The following is an 18,872-nucleotide window of genomic DNA, read 5'->3' as shown; positions in this document are numbered from 1 at the left end:
GACACGAGGAAACGGACTTCATGAACGACCAGCACGACCACGGAGCGCTCGGCGACGCCGAGTACGCGGAGTTCATGGAGCTTGCCGCAGTCGAGGGCTTCGACGCCGAGGACGTGGAGGAGGCCATCGACGAGGCCGGTCACGGCCCGCTGCCCGTCCTCGCCGTCGTCGGCCGCCCCAATGTCGGCAAGTCGACCCTGGTGAACCGGATCATCGGCCGCCGCGAGGCGGTCGTCGAGGACCGGCCCGGCGTCACCCGCGACCGCGTCACCTACGAAGCCGAATGGGCGGGCCGCCGCTTCAAGCTCGTCGACACCGGCGGCTGGGAGCAGGACGTCCTCGGGATCGACGCCTCCGTCGCCGCCCAGGCCGAGTTCGCCATCGAGGCCGCCGACGCGGTCGTCTTCGTCGTGGACGCCACCGTCGGCCCCACCGACACCGACGAGGCCGTGGTGAAGCTGCTGCGCCGGTCGGGGAAGCCGGTGGTGCTCTGCGCCAACAAGGTCGACGGACCCAGCGGCGAGGCCGATGCGGCCATGCTGTGGTCCCTCGGACTCGGCGAGCCGCACCCGGTCTCCGCGCTGCACGGCCGCGGCACCGGCGACATGCTCGACGCCGTCCTCGACGTCCTGCCCGACGCCCCCGCCCAGACCTTCGGCACGGCGGTCGGCGGCCCGCGCCGGATCGCCCTCATCGGCCGTCCGAACGTCGGCAAGTCGTCCCTGCTCAACAAGGTCGCGGGCGAGGAGCGGGTGGTCGTCAACGAGATGGCGGGCACCACCCGCGACCCGGTCGACGAGCTGATCGAGCTGGGCGGGGTGACCTGGAAGTTCGTCGACACCGCCGGTATCCGCCGCCGGGTCCACCTCCAGGAGGGCGCCGACTACTACGCCTCCCTGCGCACCGCCGCCGCCGTCGAGAAGGCGGAGGTCGCGGTGGTCCTCATCGACGCCAGTGAGTCCATCAGCGTCCAGGACCAGCGGATCATCACCATGGCCGTCGAAGCGGGCCGCGCGATGGTGATCGCGTACAACAAGTGGGACACCCTCGACGAGGAGCGCCGCTACTACCTGGAGCGCGAGATCGAGACCGAGCTCGGTCAGATCGCCTGGGCGCCCCGGGTCAATGTCTCCGCCGCCACCGGCCGCCATATGGAGAAGCTGGTCCCGGCCATCGAGACCGCGCTCGCCGGCTGGGAGACCCGGGTCCCCACCGGCCGGCTGAACGCCTTCCTCGGTGAGATCGTCGCCTCCCACCCGCACCCGATCCGGGGCGGCAAGCAGCCGCGGATCCTCTTCGGCACCCAGGCGGGCACCAAGCCCCCGCGGTTCGTGCTCTTCGCCTCCGGCTTCCTGGAGCACGGCTACCGCCGCTTCGTGGAGCGCAGGCTGCGGGAGGAGTTCGGCTTCGAGGGCACCCCGCTGCACATCTCGGTCCGGGTCCGCGAGAAGCGCGGCCGCAAGAAGTAGGTCCAGTACGCACGCACCGGCGAAAAGCGCGCCGCCCCGGCCGGAACATCCGGCCGGGGCGGCGCGCCCGTTTTCGTACCGCCTCTGGTACCGCCTCGGTCAGTGGCTGCGGCGCGGTGCCGGAGGCAGAGCCGCCGGATGCTGCCGTACGGGATACGGCTGCCAGCCCGCGCCCGCGTACGGCAACTGACCCGCGCCGCGGGCCGTGGCCTGGGTGGAGAACGCGAGGAAGCCGAGGTGCTCCTCGCCCGACCGGTCCCCGGGCAGGGCCCGGAACGACCGGCGGTACTCCGAGTACAGCGCATCGAAGATGGGCGTCAGGGAGAAGCCCGAGGCTGCCTCGTACGCGGGGCGCATACCGGGGATCGGACTCGGATACGGCTGGCGGCTGGGCTCGTATGTCTGCACGTACCTGCAACGATCCACATCCCGGCCCGTCACTGGCGGGCCGGGGGGAACCACCCGGCCGTCCCCCCGGGCCCCGGCGCCCATGGGCGTCCGGAGGACCGGAGGATCGGAGGTCAGCCGGCAGCGGAACGGATCACGTGCCCGCCAGCGGCATCGCCGCGGCCACCAGACGGCCGCCCGCCGCCGCCTTCTCCAGCGCGTCCCGCAGCAGGTCCTCCCGCGGCTGCTGCCCGATCGAACCGACGGGCGCGCAGAACACCAGCACCGTGTGGGACTTGTTGACCGCGGTCCGCCAGCCCTCCGTGACCTGGAGCGGCTGGTGCGCCTTCCACCAGGCCACCGCGCCCGGCTGGAGGATCGCGTGCAGCTGGCCCATGGCGAGCAGCACCGACCAGCCGTCGAGCGCGCCCGGCCGGACGTTGACGTCGTGGACCGGTGCGAAGCCCTGCTCGATCAGCAGGGGCAGGAAGTCGTCCCCGCCGTTCCCCGTGGTGCCCGGGCGGGCGATGGGCGCCGTGGGCTCCACCACCAGGGCGGGGTGCAGATCGCCGTCCACCAGGATCAGACCGCTGGTGACGCCGAGCACCGCCTGACCGGGGGAGGCGTTCAGGGAGGTGGGGTCGGTGGTCATGGGCACAGCGGGCTCCTCGGTACCGGTGATGGATTCCACGGCTCCCGCGAGCTGGTCCTCGGCGAGCCGGACGACCTGCGAGGGGATGCAGGTCGCATGGGCGAAAGCGAGGACGGCCGTCTCCTCGCCGACGAACAGCAGAGTGCTGGTCCGCTCCTGCTCGGGGTCGCCCGGGGTGCGGCAGGAGGCGCAGGCGTAACTGGCCGGGGTCTCGGAGTCGCCGGCGACCAGCCGGTCGGCTTCTTCGTTGCCGAGCTCGGCGCGTACGTCCGCGCTGACGTCGAGCATGCGGGGCACGGATGGCTCCTCGTCCTGATGTTGCTTGATGCGTGATCGCACTGGGCCGGGCCGATCCCGGCTCACCCTGGTTCAACGGGCGATGCAGGCCGGGGTCACGCGCGGACGGCAACGGGAACGGCGGACCTCCGGAAAGCACAGCAGCCCGGTCCTGTACGGCATCTGACGGCCAGTAGAGTCTGGTCCGACCACTTCATGATCCGACCATTCATGACGAGAGACGCATGCGCATCTCCTTCCTGCTCCACAACGCGTACGGCATCGGGGGAACGATCCGTACCACCTTCACCCTCGCCGAGGCCCTCGCCGAACGGCACGAGGTCGAGATCGTCTCGGTGTTCCGCCACCGCGAGACGCCCCGGATGGGAGCGCCGAAGGGCGTCACCCTCCGGGCGCTCGTGGAACTCCGCAAGGACAGCCCGGAGTACGCGGCAGACGATCCCGAACACGCCAGGGCCGCACGGGTGTTCCCGCGCGGCGACGGGCGGCACCGGCAGTACAGCAGGCTCACCGACGCCCGGATCGGGGCCCATCTGCGGGGCCTCGACGCGGATGTCGTCGTCGGCACCCGGCCCGGGCTCAACGTCCATATCGCCCGGCAGGCCCGCCGCGGCACGGTCCGCGTCGGCCAGGAACACCTCACGCTCGACGGCCACGGCTACCGCCTCCGCCGTGAACTGGGCTACCGCTACGGGCGGCTGGACGCGATCACCACGGTCACCGAGGCCGACGCCCGCTCCTACCGGACCCGGCTCAGGCTGCCCGGGGTGCGCATCGACGCCGTACCCAACGGAGTGCCGAAGCCCTCCGTGGCGCCCGCCGACGGCCGGGCCAAGTTCGTCGTCGCGGCCGGGCGGCTGACCCGGGTGAAGCGGTTCGACGTGCTGGTCGAGGCCTTTGCGAAGGTGGTCGCCGCACGGCCCGACTGGCGGCTGCGGATCTACGGCGGCGGGGACGCCACCGGCGACGAACACGGCGCGCTGACCGAGCTGATCGCCGCCCGGGACCTGGCCGGCCACGTCTTTCTGATGGGCAACGTCCATCCGCTGGAGCCCGAGTGGGTCAAGGGGTCGATCGCCGCCGTCACCTCCGCCAAGGAGGCCTTCGGAATGACGATCGTGGAGGCCATGCGGTGCGGACTGCCGGTGGTCTCCACCGACTGCCCCAACGGTCCGCGGGAGATCATCGAGGACGGGGTGAACGGCAGGCTGGTGCCCGTCGGCGACGTCGACGCCGTGGCGGCCGGGCTGCTGGAGCTGATCGGCGACGACGAGCGCCGCCACCGGGCCGGGGCCGCGGCGCTGGCCGCCTCCGAACGCTTCGACCCGGCGGCGATCGCCGCACGGCACGAAGCCGTCTTCACCGAGCTGCTGGAGCGCGCCGGGGCCCGGGGGAGCGGCGGGGCCGTACGGGACCTGGTGTACCGGGTACGCGGCGGCTGCTACGGGAGCTACTACGCCCTGCGCCATCTCGCCGCGGCGGTCGTACGCCGGGCCCGGCGCCGCTGAGCCCGGCGCCGCTGAGCCCCGGCCGGGCGGTCCGCCTCCCGGGCCGGCGGTCCCGGCGCCGGCCCGTCACCCCGGCCGCCGCGCCGGGACCGGCGGCCCGCTCCGCACCGACGGTGGCCATTGCGGACCGGAGCGGTCCGCAATGCTTGGCAGACTGCAGGCCATGTTGGAGACCTCCGCACGACTCCTGCGCCTGCTCTCGCTGCTCCAGGCCCACCGCGAGTGGTCCGGCGCCGATCTGGCCCGGCGGCTCGGTGTCACCCCGCGCACGGTCCGCCGCGACGTGGACCGGCTGCGCGAGCTGGGCTACCCCGTCAACGCCAGCCCCGGGACCGGCGGCGGCTACCGGCTCGGAGCCGGTGCCCGGCTGCCGCCGCTGCTCCTCGACGACGACGAGGCGGTGGCCGTCGCGGTCGGGCTGCGCACCGCCGCCGGCCAGGGCATCGAGGGCATCGGGGAGAGCTCCGTACGCGCTCTCGCCAAACTGGAACAGGTGCTGCCCGACAGGCTGCGGCGCCGGGTCGGCGCCCTCAACGCCTTCACCGTGCCGCTGCTGCGCACCTCCGGCGCCGGGCTCGACGCCTCGGTCCTCACCGAACTCGCCCACGCCTGCCGGGACAGCGAGACGCTGCGGTTCCGCTACGAGGACCACGGCGGTACCGCCACCCGGCGCACCGTCGAACCGCACCGGCTGGTGTGCACGGAGCGCCGCTGGTACCTCGTCGCCTGGGACGTCGACCGGGCGGACTGGCGCACCTTCCGGGCGGACCGGATCGTGCCCACCCCGCCCCACGGTCCGCGGTTCACCCCGCGCACTCCGCCCGCCGAGGACCTGGCGGCCTATGTGTCGCGCGGACTGTCGACCCGCGCCTATGCCACCGAGGCCGTGATCAGGCTCCATATGTCCGCCGAGCGGGCGCGGGAGCGGATCTCGCCGTCGGACGGGGTGGTGGAGCCGGTCGACGACGGCCACTGCCTGCTGCACACCGGAGCGACCAGCCTGGATGTGATGGTGATCCACGTGATGCTGATGGGCGTGGACTTCGAGGTGGTCGAACCGGTGGAGCTGGTCGAGCACATCAGGATGCTGCGGGATCGACTCGGGCGCGCGGTCGGCCGAGTCCGGCCGGTCCCGGATGGTGTGAGGGAAATGTGAACGCGACGGGGTCGGGGCAATTCGCCCCCGCCGTGCTTCCGGTAATTCCGTGCCGAATTCCCCGGGTCGGCCACCCGTACGGAATTGTCGCGGGGGCGGTGTCGAACGTCGCGTTCGGAGGGCCGGGTTTCCGTCGAACACCTGTCGTGGGGAGGGGTGGAGACCGCCGTGAGCACAGCCGGTGACGGGATCCGGGGAAGGTATGGAAAAGCCGCGGTGGGGGAGCGGGCGCGGTTGGTATCGGGGGACGTCCGGCTCCGGGCTTTTGTTCTGGTCCGGTGCCTCTTACGGTGGGGGCATGGCACCTGTTCCGCATGCGTTCGGTGAGCCGGACGATTCCACCGGGGCGTACGTAGGCCTGAGCGCGGACGCCGCCGAACGGCGCGCCCGGGCGAAGGGCTGGACCACCGTGAGATCGCTGCCGCCGGGCGCGATCATCACGCTGGAGTATCTGCGCGGCCGGATCAACTTCGAGGTCGAACACGGCAGGGTGACCCGCTGCTGGCACGGCTGAGCGGGCACCCCGCTCCGAAACCGGCACCGGTGGGGGAATGGCCGGGCCCGGTCCGGGCCCGGCGAGATCCACAAGAGCCGAAAGCTCCACAAGAAAGTGACGACCTAGCCGCCGGTCATCGTACGGCTGCCGTGCGACGGTGTCGCCGTCTCCCGTCCGGACCGCCGTGCCGGTGCGGGTACGCCCTCCGACGACCCCGCGGGCTTCGCCGTCCGGGTCCGGGCGGACGGTCCGGGCAGCGAGGCGCCCACGCCGACCACGGGGGGTCGGGATCCGTGCGTGCGCTTCGTCGCGGGTACGCCCCGGCCCCGGGCCGGGTTCGGCAGGGCGTGGCTCGGCCGGGGCCCGCCCGCGGCCACCGGCAGTGACGGCAGCGGCAGCCGGCCGGCCCGCCACCGGTCCCGCAGGTCGAGGATCCGGGCCTCGGCCCGGGCGATGAGCGGTTCGCACCACGGCAGGGCCAGCAGGATCAGCAGCCCGGCGGCCCAGCCGAGGAGGACGTCGCTCAGCCAGTGCGTGCCGAGGTAGACGGTGGTGAGGCCGACGCCCAGGGAGACCGTCGCCGACAGCGCCGAGAGATTGCGGCGGGTCCTCGGGGTGGTCGCCATATAGGCGAGGATTCCCCAGGTCACCACGGCGTTCGCGGTGTGGCCGGACGGAAATATATCGCCGCCCGAGAACATCTCGGTCGAACCGATCTGGGTCGCGTAGTGGGGGCCGAGCCGGCCCAGGCCCAGCTTGACGGAGCCGACGGTCACATTGAGCAGCAGCAGCGCGGCGCCGAGCACCAGCATCGGCCGCAGGGTGTGCATGCGCCAGGAGCGCCAGCCGAGCCACGCGGCGACCATGACGGCCGTGGGGCCCCGCTGGCCGAGGACGACGAAGTAGTCCAGCCACGCGTGCAGCTCGGGCCACTGCTGGTACGGCCGGAAGAGCATCACTTTCCAGTCGATGGTCACCAGCCAGGTGGGCACCAGCACGGCCACGACGATAGCCGTGTAGAAGGCAGCCGTTCCGCCGAAGAGGGCGAGACGGGTGCGGCTCATCCGCGGGATCTCTATCTTCGGTGGTTCCGGCTCCCGGTCCAGTCGGGCGAAGATGTCGGTACGCACCCTATCGACGTTACAGGGAGTGAGTGAGTGACCCGGTCGATCCGGCGGGTTCGTGATGACCATGTGATGTGGACTATGTCTCCTGACGCCGAATTTAAGACGGCTCATTCGGGAAATCCCGGAACAGCCGTGGCGTAATGCCCGGGAGCCGTCCGCCGTTTGCCCGCCGGACCGGACCGGTTTTGCCCGTACCCGGTCAACCGGAAAGCCCTTTCGGCGCTACCCGCCCCCCAATTGCGTTCATCGCATGGCCGTATGAATTTTTTCTCATACGGGAACCGCGGGCGAGGGTGGCGCACGCCACACCCCGGCGTGCGCCCGGTTGAGAGCGGGACCACGCGCCGGTGACCTGAACTCGCGTACGCTTGCGGCTCACTCGTACGCCGATGCCGGAACGCCGCTGGGATCGTCCCCGTCTCCCGGGCGGCCGGGCCCGCCGGGTGCGAGGGAATCACTGGAGGTAGAAGGCATGGCAGGGACGACCGGTGCCGTGGCGCGACTGCGCGCCGCGGACGGCGGAGCAGACCGCTGGGTCGTCCTGCTGGTCCTCTGCGTCAGCCTGCTGCTGGTCGCCGTCGACGCGACCGTGCTCCATGTCGCCGTTCCGGCCGTCACCGAGGACCTCCGCCCCACCGGTGTCGAACTACTGTGGATCGTCGACGCCTATCCGCTGGTCTGCGCCGCGCTCCTGATCCTCTTCGGCACCCTCGGCGACCGCGTCGGCCGGCGGCGGGTCCTGCTCATCGGCTACGGGATCTTCGGCGCGGCCTCCGCGCTCGCCGCCTACGCCGACACCCCCGCCATGCTGATCGGGGCCCGGGTCCTGCTGGGCGTCGGCGGCGCGATGATCATGCCGGCCACGCTCTCCGTCCTCCGGTCCGTCTTCCCCGACCGGCGGGAGCGGGCCACCGCCATCGGTATCTGGACGGCGGTCGCCGCGGTGGGCGCGGCGACCGGCCCCGTCCTCGGCGGCTTTCTGATCGAACACTTCTGGTGGGGTTCGGTCTTCCTGATCAACATCCCGCTGATGGCGCTGATCCTGCCGCTGGGCGCCAGGCTGCTGCCGGAGTCCCGGGGCGACCTCGAAGGCCCCTGGGACGTCCTGGGTGCGCTGATGGCCGCGGGCGGTGTGCTCGGGATGGTCCTCGGAGTGAAGCGGCTCGGGGTCGGCCACGACCCCTTCGACCCCGCCACCGTGCTCCCGCTGCTGGCCGGTGCCGCCCTGCTGGTGTTCTTCACCCGGCGGCAGCGGCGCCTGCGCCATCCGCTGATCGACGTCCGGATGTTCGCCGCGCCCGCCTTCTCCACCTCCGTCGGCTGCATCGTGCTGTGCATGCTGGCGCTGGTCGGCCTCGAACTCATCGCCGTCCAGTACCTCCAGCTCGTGCTCGGGCTGAGCCCGCTGGAGACCGGGCTGCGGCTGCTGCCGCTGACCTTCGCGGCGATGGCGGCGGGCGCCACCGGCTCGTACACCCTGCGGCGGATCGGCCCGCGGCTGATGGCGGGCGGCGGTTTCGTGCTGACCGCCGGAGCGGTGCTGCTGCTGACGCTCATGGGCGAGCACGACCGTCCCCTCCTGCTCACCGCCGGATTCGTCCTGCTCGGATTCGGACTCCAGACGACCCTCTTCGCCGCCTACGAGTCGATGCTCAGCGAAGCGCCCCAGGACCATGCGGGCGGCGCGGCCGCCATCGGGGAGACCTCGTACCAGCTCGGTGCCGGGATGGGCATCGCCCTGCTGGGCAGCGTGATGAACGCCGCGTACGCCACCGGTTTCGGCGGGCTCCCCGGAGTGCCCCGGGCCGCCGCCGACGATGCGGCGCACTCCCTGGGCGAGGCCCAGCAGGTCGCAGACCGGCTCGGCGGTGCCGCGGGGGAGCTGCTGCGGTCCACCGCCCGGGACTCCTTCGTCCGCGGACTGCATGTGACGCTCCTGGTCAGCGCGGCGCTGCTGCTGATCGGCGCACTGGCCGCGCTCCGGCTGCCGAGGACCATGTGCAGCGAGGAGAGCGCGGAGACCGCCTGCCCGGAGCCCGACCGCGAGCCGGGTGAGCACCCCACGACCGCCCATCGCACCCGCGCGGCCTCCGTGCCGCCGAGCCGGGGCCCGGGCCGCGAGGTGGCGCACCGGAGCTGAGCGCGGTCTCCCGGGGCCGGGTGCCGCACCCCTGCCGGTCTACCGCTGCTAGTTTTCGATGCGGTGGCAGCCCGCCCCGGGCCGCCGCCCGCCGACGAGCGTCCGGAGGTTGCCGCCATGACCGTCCCCGCGAAGCCCGCGCCCTTCGACCCGGACGACCCCCTGGGCCTCGACGAACTGCTCGCCCCCGACGAACTGGGCGTCCGGGACACCATGCGGGAGTGGGCGGCCGCGCGGATCCTGCCGCATATCGCCGAGTGGTACGAGCAGGGGCGGCTGCCCGGCATCCGCGAACTGGCCCGGGAGCTGGGTTCGATCGGCGCTCTCGGGATGACCCTCACCGGCTACGGCTGTACGGGCGCGAGCGCCGTGCAGTACGGACTCGCCTGTCTCGAACTGGAGGCCGCCGACTCCGGTATCCGCTCCCTGGTCTCCGTCCAGGGGTCGCTCGCCATGTACGCGATCCACCGCTACGGCTCCGAGGAGCAGCGGGAGCGCTGGCTGCCCGGAATGGCGGCCGGGGAGATCATCGGCTGCTTCGGGCTCACCGAACCGGACCAGGGCTCCGACCCGGCCGGAATGCGCACCCGGGCCCGGCGGGACGGCTCCGACTGGGTGCTCGACGGCCGCAAGATGTGGATCACCAACGGCTCCGTCGCGGGGGTGGCCGTCGTCTGGGCGGGTACGGACGAGGGGATCCGGGGCTTCCTCGTACCGGCCGGGACACCGGGTTTCACGGCCCCGGAGATCCACCACAAATGGTCGCTGCGGGCCAGTGTCACCAGCGAGCTGGTGCTCGACGGGGTGCGACTGCCCGCCGATGCGGTGCTGCCGGGGGCGGACGGGCTGCGCGCACCGCTGGGCTGTCTCAACCACGCCCGCTACGGCATCGTCTGGGGCTCGATGGGCGCGGCCCGGTCGAGTTTCGCCGCCGCGCTCGCGTACTCCCGTACCCGGGAGCAGTTCGGCCGGCCCATCGGCGGCTTCCAGCTCACCCAGGCCAAGCTGGCCGATATGGCGGTGGAGCTGCACAAGGGGCTCCTGCTCGCCCATCATCTGGGGCGCCGGATGGACGCGGGACGGCTCCGGCCCGAGCAGGTCAGCTTCGGGAAGCTCAACAACGTCCGCGAGGCCATCGAGATCTGCCGCACCGCGCGCACGATCCTCGGGGCGAACGGCATCTCGCTGGAGTATCCGGTGATGCGGCACGCGACCAATCTGGAGTCCGTGCTCACCTACGAGGGCACGGTGGAGATGCACCAGCTCGTGCTGGGGAAGGCGCTCACCGGGCAGGACGCCTTCCGGTGACGGAGTAAGGGGCAGGGGGAGGCCCGACGGATCCGCCGGAGGGCGGGGCGGTCGACCGGGCGGGTGCGGCGGACCGGTGGTGCGCCGCACCCGCTCAGCTCTGGTTGAAGAAGCCGTCCTGGGCCCGGCCCGGTCCCTCGCCGTTGACGACGCGGGTGTCCGAGGGGCTCAGCAGGAAGACCCGGGTCGCGATCCGGTCGATGGACCCCCGCAGGCCGAAGGTCAGACCGGCGGCGAAGTCCACCACGCGCTTGGCGTCGGCGGACTCCAGCGATGTCAGATTGATGATCACGGGGACGCCGTCACGGAACAGCTCGCCGATGCCCCGGGCGTCCCGGAAGCAGGTGGGGGAGACGGTCGCGATCCGGCGGCTGTCGTCCTGGGCAACGGATTCGGAGGCGACTCTGACCCGCGGGTCGGTGGCCCAGACCTCGCCGGTCTCGGGGCTCTCGGCGTACTCGCCGTCGTAGCCGTCGGCGTAGTAGCGGTCGTCGTGGTCCTCGACGAGGCCCAGCCAGGCGCTCGCCTTGCGAACAGATCCCATCGACGCCTCCTTTCTCCGTGGTCCGCCGTCTCGGCGGTCTGTTGTCGTCCCTGCCCCTATGGTCGTCCATCATGCGGACCGGGTGCCACGTGGATTGCCGCAGCACAGGGGATTCGTGACGTTACTGGTGCAGAACTTGTGGCGGTTCGTCAGGTTCCTTCCCGAATAAGGCGCATGATCTGCTCAAAATATGAAAGTCGAGCCGGATGGGTGACGCCGGGAACCATCCGAGGTCGTACAGGCGTGTGATCAGCATGCCCGGGCGGTAGGACAACCGCCGCTGAACGGCCGCATGGGGGGATGTTTTGTTCGGAATTGTCAGGCCTTGTGCCCACCGTTTGACCGAGGGGCTCAGAGTCGAGTGGATGGCGCATCTGTGCGGGCTCTGCCTCGCACTCCGCGCCGATCACGGGCAGCTCGCCCGGGTGGTGACCAACTACGACGGGTTGATCATCTCGGTTCTGACGGAGGCTCAGTCCGAACGTGCGCCCGGCGCGCGCCGTACTGCGGGGCCCTGCCCGCTGCGCGGTATGCGCACCGCTCCGGTGGCCCGGGGCGAGGGGGCGAGGCTGGCCGCGGCCGTCTCCCTGGTGCTGGCATCGGCGAAGGTACGCGACCATGTCACCGACCGGGACGGCCTGCTGGCCCGCCGTCCGCTGGCCGCCGCCGCCCGCCGGGTGGCCGCGGGCTGGGACCGGGCCGGCACCCGCACCGGGTCCGCGCTGGGCTTCGACACCGCGGTGCTGCTCGACGCCGTCGACCGGCAGGCCGGGCTGGAGGCGTCCGCCGGGCCGGGGACCTCCCTGCTCACCGTCACCGAGCCCACCGAGACGGCCACCGCGGCCGCCTTCGCCCACACCGCCGTCCTCGCCGGACGGCCGGGCAACACCGTGCCGCTGGCCGAGGCCGGGAGGTTCTTCGGCCGGCTCGCCCATCTGCTGGACGCCGTCGAGGACCAGGAGCAGGACGCGGCATCGGGCGCCTGGAACCCGCTGACCGCGACCGGCACCTCGCGGGCCGAGGCCCGCAGGCTCGCCGACGACGCGGTGCACGGCGTACGGCTGGCCCTGCGCGAAGCCGAGTTCACCGACCACCGGCTGGTCCATGTGCTGCTCGCCCACGAACTCGCGGTGGCGGTGGACCGGACCTTCGGGACCGTCTCCTGTACGCACCGCCACGAGGGACGGGCCGCGGCGCCCGGCTCCGGGCCGGGCACCGGGAACCCGTACGGCGGGGGAGGCCTGTACGGCGGGCGCCTGAGTGAGGGCTCCGGAAACGGCGGGGGGAGTCCGGACGGTGGGGGAGGCCTGTACGGCGGGCGCCTGAGTGGGGGCTCCGGAAGCGGTGGCGGCGGACGGGGGGACGGCGACCCGCCACCCGGACCGGGCGGCGCCCCGGGCCCCGGCGGCCGCCCCGGGCCCCGCAGCTTCCTCGGCGGCTGTGGGGCCGCCCTCCTGGTCTGCGGCACCTGTCAGCCCTGCTGCCGCGAGAGCTGGGAGGGCCCTTGGTCCCGCAGAAGACGCAAGGGTCTCGACGGAAACTGCTGCGAGCTCTGCAACTGCTGCGAATGCAGCTGCTGCTGCCCCTGCGACGGCTGACGATGACCGGCCCGGCCCCTCGCCGTCCGGGCGGAGGCGCAGAAGGGCCTCGGGGCGCGCGGGCGGGCGGAGGCGCTCCGGGCACGCGGCACACGCCCCGGTCCTGTGCCGATGCGCCCCCGCATGGCAAGGTGACCGGCATGGCCGGTCACGTACAGCACACCGGGACCGGTGACGGTCCGTCCGACGAGGCCCGCGCGGCGGCGGAGTGGCAGCTCTGGCACGAACGCCGCACCGCGGTCGTCTCCGGTCCCTACGGACCGCTCGCCCTCACCGGCACCCACTGGCTGGACGACCATCCGGACGGACGGATCCCCGGTCTTCCCGGGCGGTGGACCGCCGAGGGCGATGCGGTACGGCTCACCGGGGCCGACGGCGACGGGCTGACCCTCGACGGCGCCCCGTTCACCGGGGAGGCACGGCTCACCGCCGACCACGGGCCCATCGGGGAAGCCCGGGCCGGCCACGGCGAGCGCCGGTTTCCGGTGCTGCACCGCGAAGGGCTCTGGGCGGTACGCGACTTCGATCCCGGCGCCCCCGCCCGGCGGGCCTTCGCCGGAATCGAGGCGACGGCGTACGACGCCCGCTGGGCGCTGCCCGGACGCTACGTCCCCTATCCGGAGCGGACCGGACTGCGGGTGCGGAACGCGGACGGCGTGGAGCGGGGCCTCGGCCTCGACGGGGAGATCGTCTTCGAACTCGGCGGCGCCGAGCGGACCCTGCGGGTCGCGGTCGAGGACGACGGCTCCCTGTGGGCCGTGTTCAGCGACCCCACCGGCACCGCCACCGGCGCCGACCCGGACGGCGGGAACAGCAGCTACCGCTTCCGCTTCCTGCGCCCCCGCCCCCCGGCGGCGGACGGCACCGTCACGGTCGACTTCAACCGCGCCCTGCTCCCGCCCTGCGCCTTCGCCGATCACTTCATCTGCCCGTTTCCGCCGCCGGGCAACACCCTGCCGGTGCCGGTGACGGCGGGGGAGCGGCGCGCGACGACCCGATGACCGTCCCCGGGCCCGTACCCCCCCCGCCCCAAACCTGCGGCAGGAGGCGCTTCGGGGCCCGCGGCGCGTTCCGGCGGCGCCCGTGGCGCCCGGCGCCGGTCCCGCCACGGCCGGTGCCCCCGTTCTCCATCCGGACGGGGTCTCGACGGCGGGCCGTGTTCTGGGACCATGGCGGAGCGTAAGGGCTGTCCCTTGGAGAAGGCGCAGGATACGGGGGTCGCACGGCAGTGGAGCGCATCGGTATCACCGGTCACCGCATCATTCCCCCGGAGGGCCGTGCGCATATCCGCGCGGGCCTGCTCGCCGCCCTCCGCCTGGGGGAGGAAGGGCTGGAGGCCTACTCCAGCCTGGCGATCGGCGCCGACCAGCTCTTCGCCGACATCGCACTGGAATGCGGTGCGACGCTGACCGCCGTGATCCCCAGCGAGGACTACGAGGACGGCTTCGACCCCGCCGACCTGGACTGCCTCCGTGACTACCGGCGCCGCGCGACCCGGGAGGTGCGGCTCGGGTTCCGGCACTCCACCGACGAGGCCTACTACGCGGCCGGGGCCTATATCGCAGACAACTGCGACCGGTTGCTGGCGGTCTGGGACGGCGGCCCCTCCCGGGGCCTCGGCGGGACGGCCGATATCGTCCACTACGCGCGCGACCTCGGGAAACCGGTCACGGTGATCTGGCAGGACGGCCTCCGGCGCCCCTGAACGGCTCCCGTCGCGCCCCGAGATACGTTCAACTGCGGTGCCGGACCAGCCAGTCGGTGTGCTGGGGGGACACGATCCGCTCGGTCTCGTACACCGCCGAAGGCCACTGCGCCTCCGTCACCGAGGTCTCCATCGCCGAGTGCATCGCCGCGAGGTCCTCCTCCACCAGTGAGTGCGCGGCGATCAGCGGCCGGCGGCGGCGGATCTCGCTCCAGGCCAGACAGGCAGCCGCCGCGGCGGAGAGCGTGCCCAGAGCATCGACCGAACCGGCGACGGAGAACGTGTGCAGCAGGGAGAGGCCGAGCGCCAGCAGAGTGAGGACCGCGAGCGTGCCCGACCACACCAGGGCCACCCGCCGCGAACTCTCCGCACTGCGGTGGTACCAGTTCCGCTGTTCGATCAGCCGGTCGCGGACGTAGGTTTCCCGGCGCAGCCCGAACGGCTGCTCCCGCAGCCTCCGCATGGCGGGGGTGACGAGTTCTCCCGAGGCCACCTCGGGAAGGTCCGCCCGGGGATCCTGCCAGCCCACTTTGGACAGCTCCCGGAGTCCTTCTTCGAGTCGCTGGGCGAACAATTCGTCCGGGTCGCCGGAGCGTGCGTCAAAAGGTGTTCCATGCACGGAATACCGCCAGCACATCGACTTGATGTACTCGGCGGCCGAGCGGTTCAGCTGCCAGTGGGACTTCGCACCGCTGCGCGACGCGCGGATGCCGATCGCCAGCACCCCCGCGTACGCCAACGCGCTGATCAAGCCTGCCAGTTGGATCGTGTCACCGAGCTTCCAGGCGGGGAGCGCGGCGGCCGCTGCGCCCACCACGAGCAGCAGGAGCTGCCGGCGTACGGAGCCGATCGCCTCGCGCTGGCGGGTGATGGCCACGGCATCCGTGTGATGGAAAAGCGCAGGTAGATCGGTATTGCGGAACACGATGCCGTCCGCCGGGCCGGGATTGCCGGACATGCCTCCCCCTGTCTGCAGTTATGCCGTCACCCTCACCCAAGAGGTGGAATCGCTTCGTCCGCGCCTTCCTGACAGAATATGAAGCAACTCTAACTGTTAAGTGTTCACGTGCTGAGTTGCTGTGGGTGAACTTGAGAGTAGAGTCGTGCCGCCGGGCGCCGCAATGGCGCCTGGTTATCCGTGCTGTACAGCCAGATCGTGCGCGATCATGTACACAGATCAATAAGGACGGCCCCCATGACGATCTCCGCCTCCTTCGCCGCAGCGAAGCGCAACCGAGTCTCCCTGCCGCAGTCCGAGCGCGGCGCGGTGAAGAAGTCGACGGGGGCCGCCCCGGCCGCCGAACGTCCCGTGCGCATCGCCACGTTCAACTCCTCGCTCTAGGTCGCCTCTGGTCTGTTTGGTCTGTGGTTCTGCCACTTTGCCGCCCGTGGACCACTAGACTGGCGGAATGACAGGACCGCTGGTCCCATTCCGCGAGATCGTCCTCAAGGTGCACAGTCGGTGCGATCTCGCCTGCGACCACTGCTATATCTACGAACACGCTGATCAGAGCTGGCGAACCCGCCCGAAGGCAATCTCTGACGAAGCGATTACCTGGACAGCTCTGCGACTGGCCGAGCATGCCAAAAATCATGCCCTGCCCTCCGTGTCAGTGATCCTGCACGGAGGGGAGCCACTGCTGGCGGGGCCCGCGCGACTGCGCCGCGTCTGCGAGGAACTGACCCGGGCGCTGGACGGCATCGCCGAACTGGATCTCCGTATCCACACCAACGGCTTACAGCTGAGCCCCCGGTATCTCGACCTCTTCGCCGAGTTCGGCCTCAAGGTCGGGATCTCCCTCGACGGCGACCGCGCCGCCAATGACCGGCACCGCCGTTTCGCCGACGGCCGCACCAGCCACCCCCTCGTACTGAAGGCCGTGGAACTGCTCCGCCAGGAGCGCTACCGCCATCTGTACCTCGGTCTCCTGTGCACCGTCGATGTGGCCAACGACCCCGTCGCCGTCTACGACGCGCTGGCCGAACTGGCGCCGCCGCGGATCGACTTCCTGCTGCCGCACGCGACCTGGGACCAGCCCCCGGCCCGCCCGGACGGATCGCCCACCGCCTACGCCGACTGGCTGCTGACGGTCTTCGACCGCTGGGACGCCGACGGCCGTCCGGTCCCCGTCCGGCTCTTCGAATCGGTGTTCTCCACCCTCGCGGGCGGTCCCAGCCTCACCGAATCCCTCGGCCTGGCCCCCACCGATCTGGTGGTCGTGGAGACCGACGGAGCCCTGGAGCAGGTCGACTCCCTCAAGAGCGCCTACGAAGGTGCCGCGGCGACCGGATTCGACGTACTGCGGCACTCCTTCGACGAGGTCGCCGCCCATCCCGGCGTCCGGGCCCGCCAGCTCGGGCTCGCCTCGGTGAGCGACACCTGCCAGGACTGCCCCGTGGTGCGCTCCTGCGGCGGCGGGCTCTACACCCACCGCTACCGCACGGCGAACGAGTTCGACAACACGTCCGTCTACTGCGCCGACCTCGAAGCCCTGATCCGCGGCGTCGAACAGCGCATCGGCGGGGAGCTGGTCCCCCTCGCGATCACCGAGCCGGGCGCCCTCCTCGCCGACGACCAGGACCTCACCCGGATGCTCAGCGGAACCCTCACCGGCGAACTCGCCGGAGCCGGCGGGCCCGGCTGGGACGAGGCCTGGGAGCTGCTGCTCGCGCTCGACGAGAGCGGCGACGTACTCGACCGGCTCTGGGGCCATCCGTACACCCGGAACTGGCTGACGGACACCCTCGCCGCGCTGCGCGGGGGACAGCCGGACGCCGTGGCGCTCGCCGGGAGGCTGCCCGCCTACCTGGCCGCCGCCTGCGTCCGCGACGGTTCGGGCCCCGCGGTGCGGGTGCCCTGCGACGGCGGGGTGCTGCGGCTGCCCGCCCTCGGGGAGCTGACGCTCGGCGGGACGGCCGAAGCGGTCGTACGCCCGGACGGCGACGGCTTCCTGGTGGAGACCGCGGACCGGCCACCAGTACGGATCCCGCTGCACGGAGCGGGAGCCCCGGGCTGGCGGGCCGTGCGGACCGTCGGCGGACACGACGGCGTCCCCCTGCTGCTCCTGGACGACCTCGACCCCTACCGCGACTGCCACGGAGCCCCCGCCGCGGCCCGGCTCGGGGACGACGAGATCGCGGCCTGGGACCGGCTGCTCGCCGGGGCCTGGCCGCTGCTGCGCACCGCCGCGCCCCGGCAGGCGGCGGAGACGGCCGCTTCCCTCACCACCCTCACCCCCCTGGCGGCCGCCGCGGTGCCGGGCCCGCGCCGGCCCGGCCTCCCGGAGACCGGCGGTCCGGCCTACGGAGCGCTCGGCCTCGCCCTGCCGGCCACGCCGGAGGCCTTCGCGGCGGAGCTGCTGGAGGGGATGCGGCGCGCCAAACTCCGCGCCCTGCACCGGGTGGGCGGGCTGCTCGCCCAGGACGGCCAGTGGCACCACACCTCGCCGTGGGCCCCGGCTCCCGTACCCGCCTCCGTTCTGCTGGAAGAGGTGTACGTACGCATCGGGCTCGCCGCCCTCGACCCCGGAGCGGCGACCGGGACCGGGACCGCCCTGGAGACCCTGGCGCGGGCACCGGAGCTCACCGCCGCCGGGCACGCCCTGCTGGCCGGGCTCCGCGCCGAACGGCAGGCACACCGGGACGGACGGGAACCGGCCGCGGGAGAGGGCGGCGGGCGTGCCTGATCCCGGTCTCACCGGGGAACTGACCGCACTCGGCGTCGAACCGGGGGCGATCCTGCTGGTCCACGCCGCCCTCCGGAACACCGGACTGGCCGCCGACGCCCTGCGGGACGCCCTCGTCGACGCCCTCGGCCCCGGTGGAACCCTGGTCCTCCCCGCCTTCACCCCGGCGAACTCCACCACCTCCCGGGCCCATCTGGACCGGATCGACGGTATGTCGGCCGAACAGGTACGGGACTTCAGGGAGCGGATGCCGGCCTTCGATCCGGCCGTCACCCCCAGTGAGGGAATGGGCAGACTGGCCGAGTCCGTACGTACCGCATCCGGCGCGGTCCGCAGCGCCCATCCGCAGACCTCGTTCGCCGCACTCGGCGGCCGGGCCGCCGAACTCCTCGCCCACCATCCCCTCACCTCCCATCTGGGCTGGGACTCTCCCCTCGGTGCCCTGCACAGGGCCGGGGCCCGGGTATTGATGATCAACGTCGATTTCTCGGCGTGCACCGCCTTCCATCTCGCCGAGTACCACCCGAGTGCACCCCGCAGGCCCTACTCCTGTGTGGTTCGGCAGCCCGATGGGGGTAAGAAATGGACAACGTACGAAGATGTCGTCCTGGACGACACGGAATTTGACACGATCGGTGCTGATCTCCCTCCCCGGCTGGTACGGACGGGGCAGTTGGGAGGGGCCCGGGCCCGGTTGTTCCCGATCAAGGAAGCGGTTCGCCATGCGGACCGCTGGATGTCTGAAAAGCGGCGTTGATTGACTGAACCGCAGGGGGGAAGGAGTGTCCGGGCTCCGGAA

17 protein-coding genes are annotated in these 18,872 nt (G+C 72.2%); 12 read left to right on the top strand and 5 right to left on the bottom strand.

Features of this window, described 5'->3' with window-relative positions; genetic code table 11:
* The first annotated feature begins 20 nt into the window (after positions 1-20).
* Positions 21-1,469: a ribosome biogenesis GTPase Der gene (gene der / locus B7R87_RS05365; RefSeq protein WP_006350101.1), complete on the top strand. Its 1,449-nt coding sequence runs from the start codon at positions 21-23 to the stop codon at positions 1,467-1,469.
* Between the two features lie 99 nt (positions 1,470-1,568).
* Here der and B7R87_RS05360 read toward each other — a convergent pair whose 3' ends face one another.
* Both B7R87_RS05360 and B7R87_RS05355 read right to left on the bottom strand, forming a co-directional pair.
* On the bottom strand, positions 1,569-1,826 hold the full coding sequence (locus B7R87_RS05360) for a hypothetical protein (protein ID WP_006350102.1): 258 nt from the start codon (positions 1,824-1,826) through the stop codon (positions 1,569-1,571).
* Between the two features lie 184 nt (positions 1,827-2,010).
* Positions 2,011-2,796, bottom strand: coding sequence for a hypothetical protein (locus B7R87_RS05355; RefSeq protein WP_006350103.1), 786 nt, complete (start codon positions 2,794-2,796; stop codon positions 2,011-2,013).
* Positions 2,797-3,029: 233 nt separating this feature from the next.
* Here B7R87_RS05355 and B7R87_RS05350 point away from each other — a divergent pair, with 233 nt between their 5' ends.
* From B7R87_RS05350 to B7R87_RS05340, 3 genes are all read left to right on the top strand, one after another.
* Positions 3,030-4,313: a glycosyltransferase gene (locus B7R87_RS05350; RefSeq protein WP_130585425.1), complete on the top strand. Its 1,284-nt coding sequence runs from the start codon at positions 3,030-3,032 to the stop codon at positions 4,311-4,313.
* A gap of 163 nt (positions 4,314-4,476) precedes the next feature.
* Entirely contained in the window at positions 4,477-5,469 is a 993-nt protein-coding gene (locus B7R87_RS05345; RefSeq protein ID WP_006350105.1) for a helix-turn-helix transcriptional regulator, read from the top strand.
* Between the two features lie 298 nt (positions 5,470-5,767).
* Positions 5,768-5,983, top strand: coding sequence for an I78 family peptidase inhibitor (locus B7R87_RS05340; protein ID WP_006350106.1), 216 nt, complete (start codon positions 5,768-5,770; stop codon positions 5,981-5,983).
* Between the two features lie 104 nt (positions 5,984-6,087).
* Here B7R87_RS05340 and B7R87_RS05335 read toward each other — a convergent pair whose 3' ends face one another.
* Positions 6,088-7,095, bottom strand: coding sequence for a phosphatase PAP2 family protein (locus B7R87_RS05335; RefSeq protein WP_130585426.1), 1,008 nt, complete (start codon positions 7,093-7,095; stop codon positions 6,088-6,090).
* A gap of 469 nt (positions 7,096-7,564) precedes the next feature.
* Here B7R87_RS05335 and B7R87_RS05330 point away from each other — a divergent pair, with 469 nt between their 5' ends.
* Together B7R87_RS05330 and B7R87_RS05325 are read left to right on the top strand one after the other, a co-directional pair.
* The gene (locus B7R87_RS05330; RefSeq protein ID WP_130585427.1) at positions 7,565-9,232 is read left to right on the top strand and encodes an MFS transporter; all 1,668 of its coding nucleotides are present in this window, start codon (positions 7,565-7,567) and stop codon (positions 9,230-9,232) included.
* 117 nt (positions 9,233-9,349) lie between these two features.
* Positions 9,350-10,540, top strand: coding sequence for an acyl-CoA dehydrogenase family protein (locus B7R87_RS05325; protein ID WP_006350109.1), 1,191 nt, complete (start codon positions 9,350-9,352; stop codon positions 10,538-10,540).
* Positions 10,541-10,634: 94 nt separating this feature from the next.
* Here the strand turns inward: B7R87_RS05325 and B7R87_RS05320 are convergent, their stop codons facing one another.
* Complete coding sequence (locus tag B7R87_RS05320; protein WP_006350110.1) at positions 10,635-11,084, bottom strand: cell division protein SepF; 450 nt, start codon at positions 11,082-11,084, stop codon at positions 10,635-10,637.
* Positions 11,085-11,389: 305 nt separating this feature from the next.
* Between B7R87_RS05320 and B7R87_RS05315 the strand changes: the two genes are divergently transcribed.
* The 3 genes from B7R87_RS05315 (at position 11,390) to B7R87_RS05305 (ending at position 14,387) form a co-directional block, all read left to right on the top strand.
* Entirely contained in the window at positions 11,390-12,682 is a 1,293-nt protein-coding gene (locus B7R87_RS05315) for a DUF5685 family protein (protein WP_130585428.1), read from the top strand.
* Between the two features lie 140 nt (positions 12,683-12,822).
* The gene (locus B7R87_RS05310; RefSeq protein WP_006350112.1) at positions 12,823-13,683 is read left to right on the top strand and encodes a DUF1684 domain-containing protein; all 861 of its coding nucleotides are present in this window, start codon (positions 12,823-12,825) and stop codon (positions 13,681-13,683) included.
* A 227-nt stretch (positions 13,684-13,910) separates the two neighbouring features.
* A complete protein-coding gene (locus B7R87_RS05305) occupies positions 13,911-14,387 on the top strand; it encodes a hypothetical protein (protein WP_006350113.1) in 477 nt (158 codons plus the stop codon).
* Between the two features lie 28 nt (positions 14,388-14,415).
* Here the strand turns inward: B7R87_RS05305 and B7R87_RS05300 are convergent, their stop codons facing one another.
* A complete protein-coding gene (locus B7R87_RS05300; RefSeq protein WP_006350114.1) occupies positions 14,416-15,345 on the bottom strand; it encodes a DUF4231 domain-containing protein in 930 nt (309 codons plus the stop codon).
* A gap of 237 nt (positions 15,346-15,582) precedes the next feature.
* On the opposite strand from B7R87_RS05300, the gene B7R87_RS05295 reads away from it, so the two are divergent.
* The 3 genes from B7R87_RS05295 to B7R87_RS05285 all read left to right on the top strand — a co-directional run bounded on the left by B7R87_RS05295 (position 15,583) and on the right by B7R87_RS05285 (position 18,830).
* On the top strand, positions 15,583-15,729 hold the full coding sequence (locus B7R87_RS05295) for a hypothetical protein (protein WP_157997768.1): 147 nt from the start codon (positions 15,583-15,585) through the stop codon (positions 15,727-15,729).
* 67 nt (positions 15,730-15,796) lie between these two features.
* Positions 15,797-18,073, top strand: coding sequence for a radical SAM/SPASM protein FxsBH, inactivated beta-hydroxylase extension form (gene fxsBH / locus B7R87_RS05290; protein WP_187144580.1), 2,277 nt, complete (start codon positions 15,797-15,799; stop codon positions 18,071-18,073).
* Positions 18,066-18,830: an aminoglycoside N(3)-acetyltransferase gene (locus tag B7R87_RS05285; RefSeq protein WP_006350117.1), complete on the top strand. Its 765-nt coding sequence runs from the start codon at positions 18,066-18,068 to the stop codon at positions 18,828-18,830. Before fxsBH ends, B7R87_RS05285 begins: the two co-directional genes overlap by 8 nt.
* Positions 18,831-18,872: the final 42 nt, after the last annotated feature.

It is taken from the genome of Streptomyces tsukubensis (assembly GCF_003932715.1).
Taxonomy (GTDB): domain Bacteria; phylum Actinomycetota; class Actinomycetes; order Streptomycetales; family Streptomycetaceae; genus Streptomyces; species Streptomyces tsukubensis.
The sequence above is the reverse complement of the archived record's forward strand: the minus strand, read 5'-3'. Positions and strand labels throughout refer to the sequence as shown.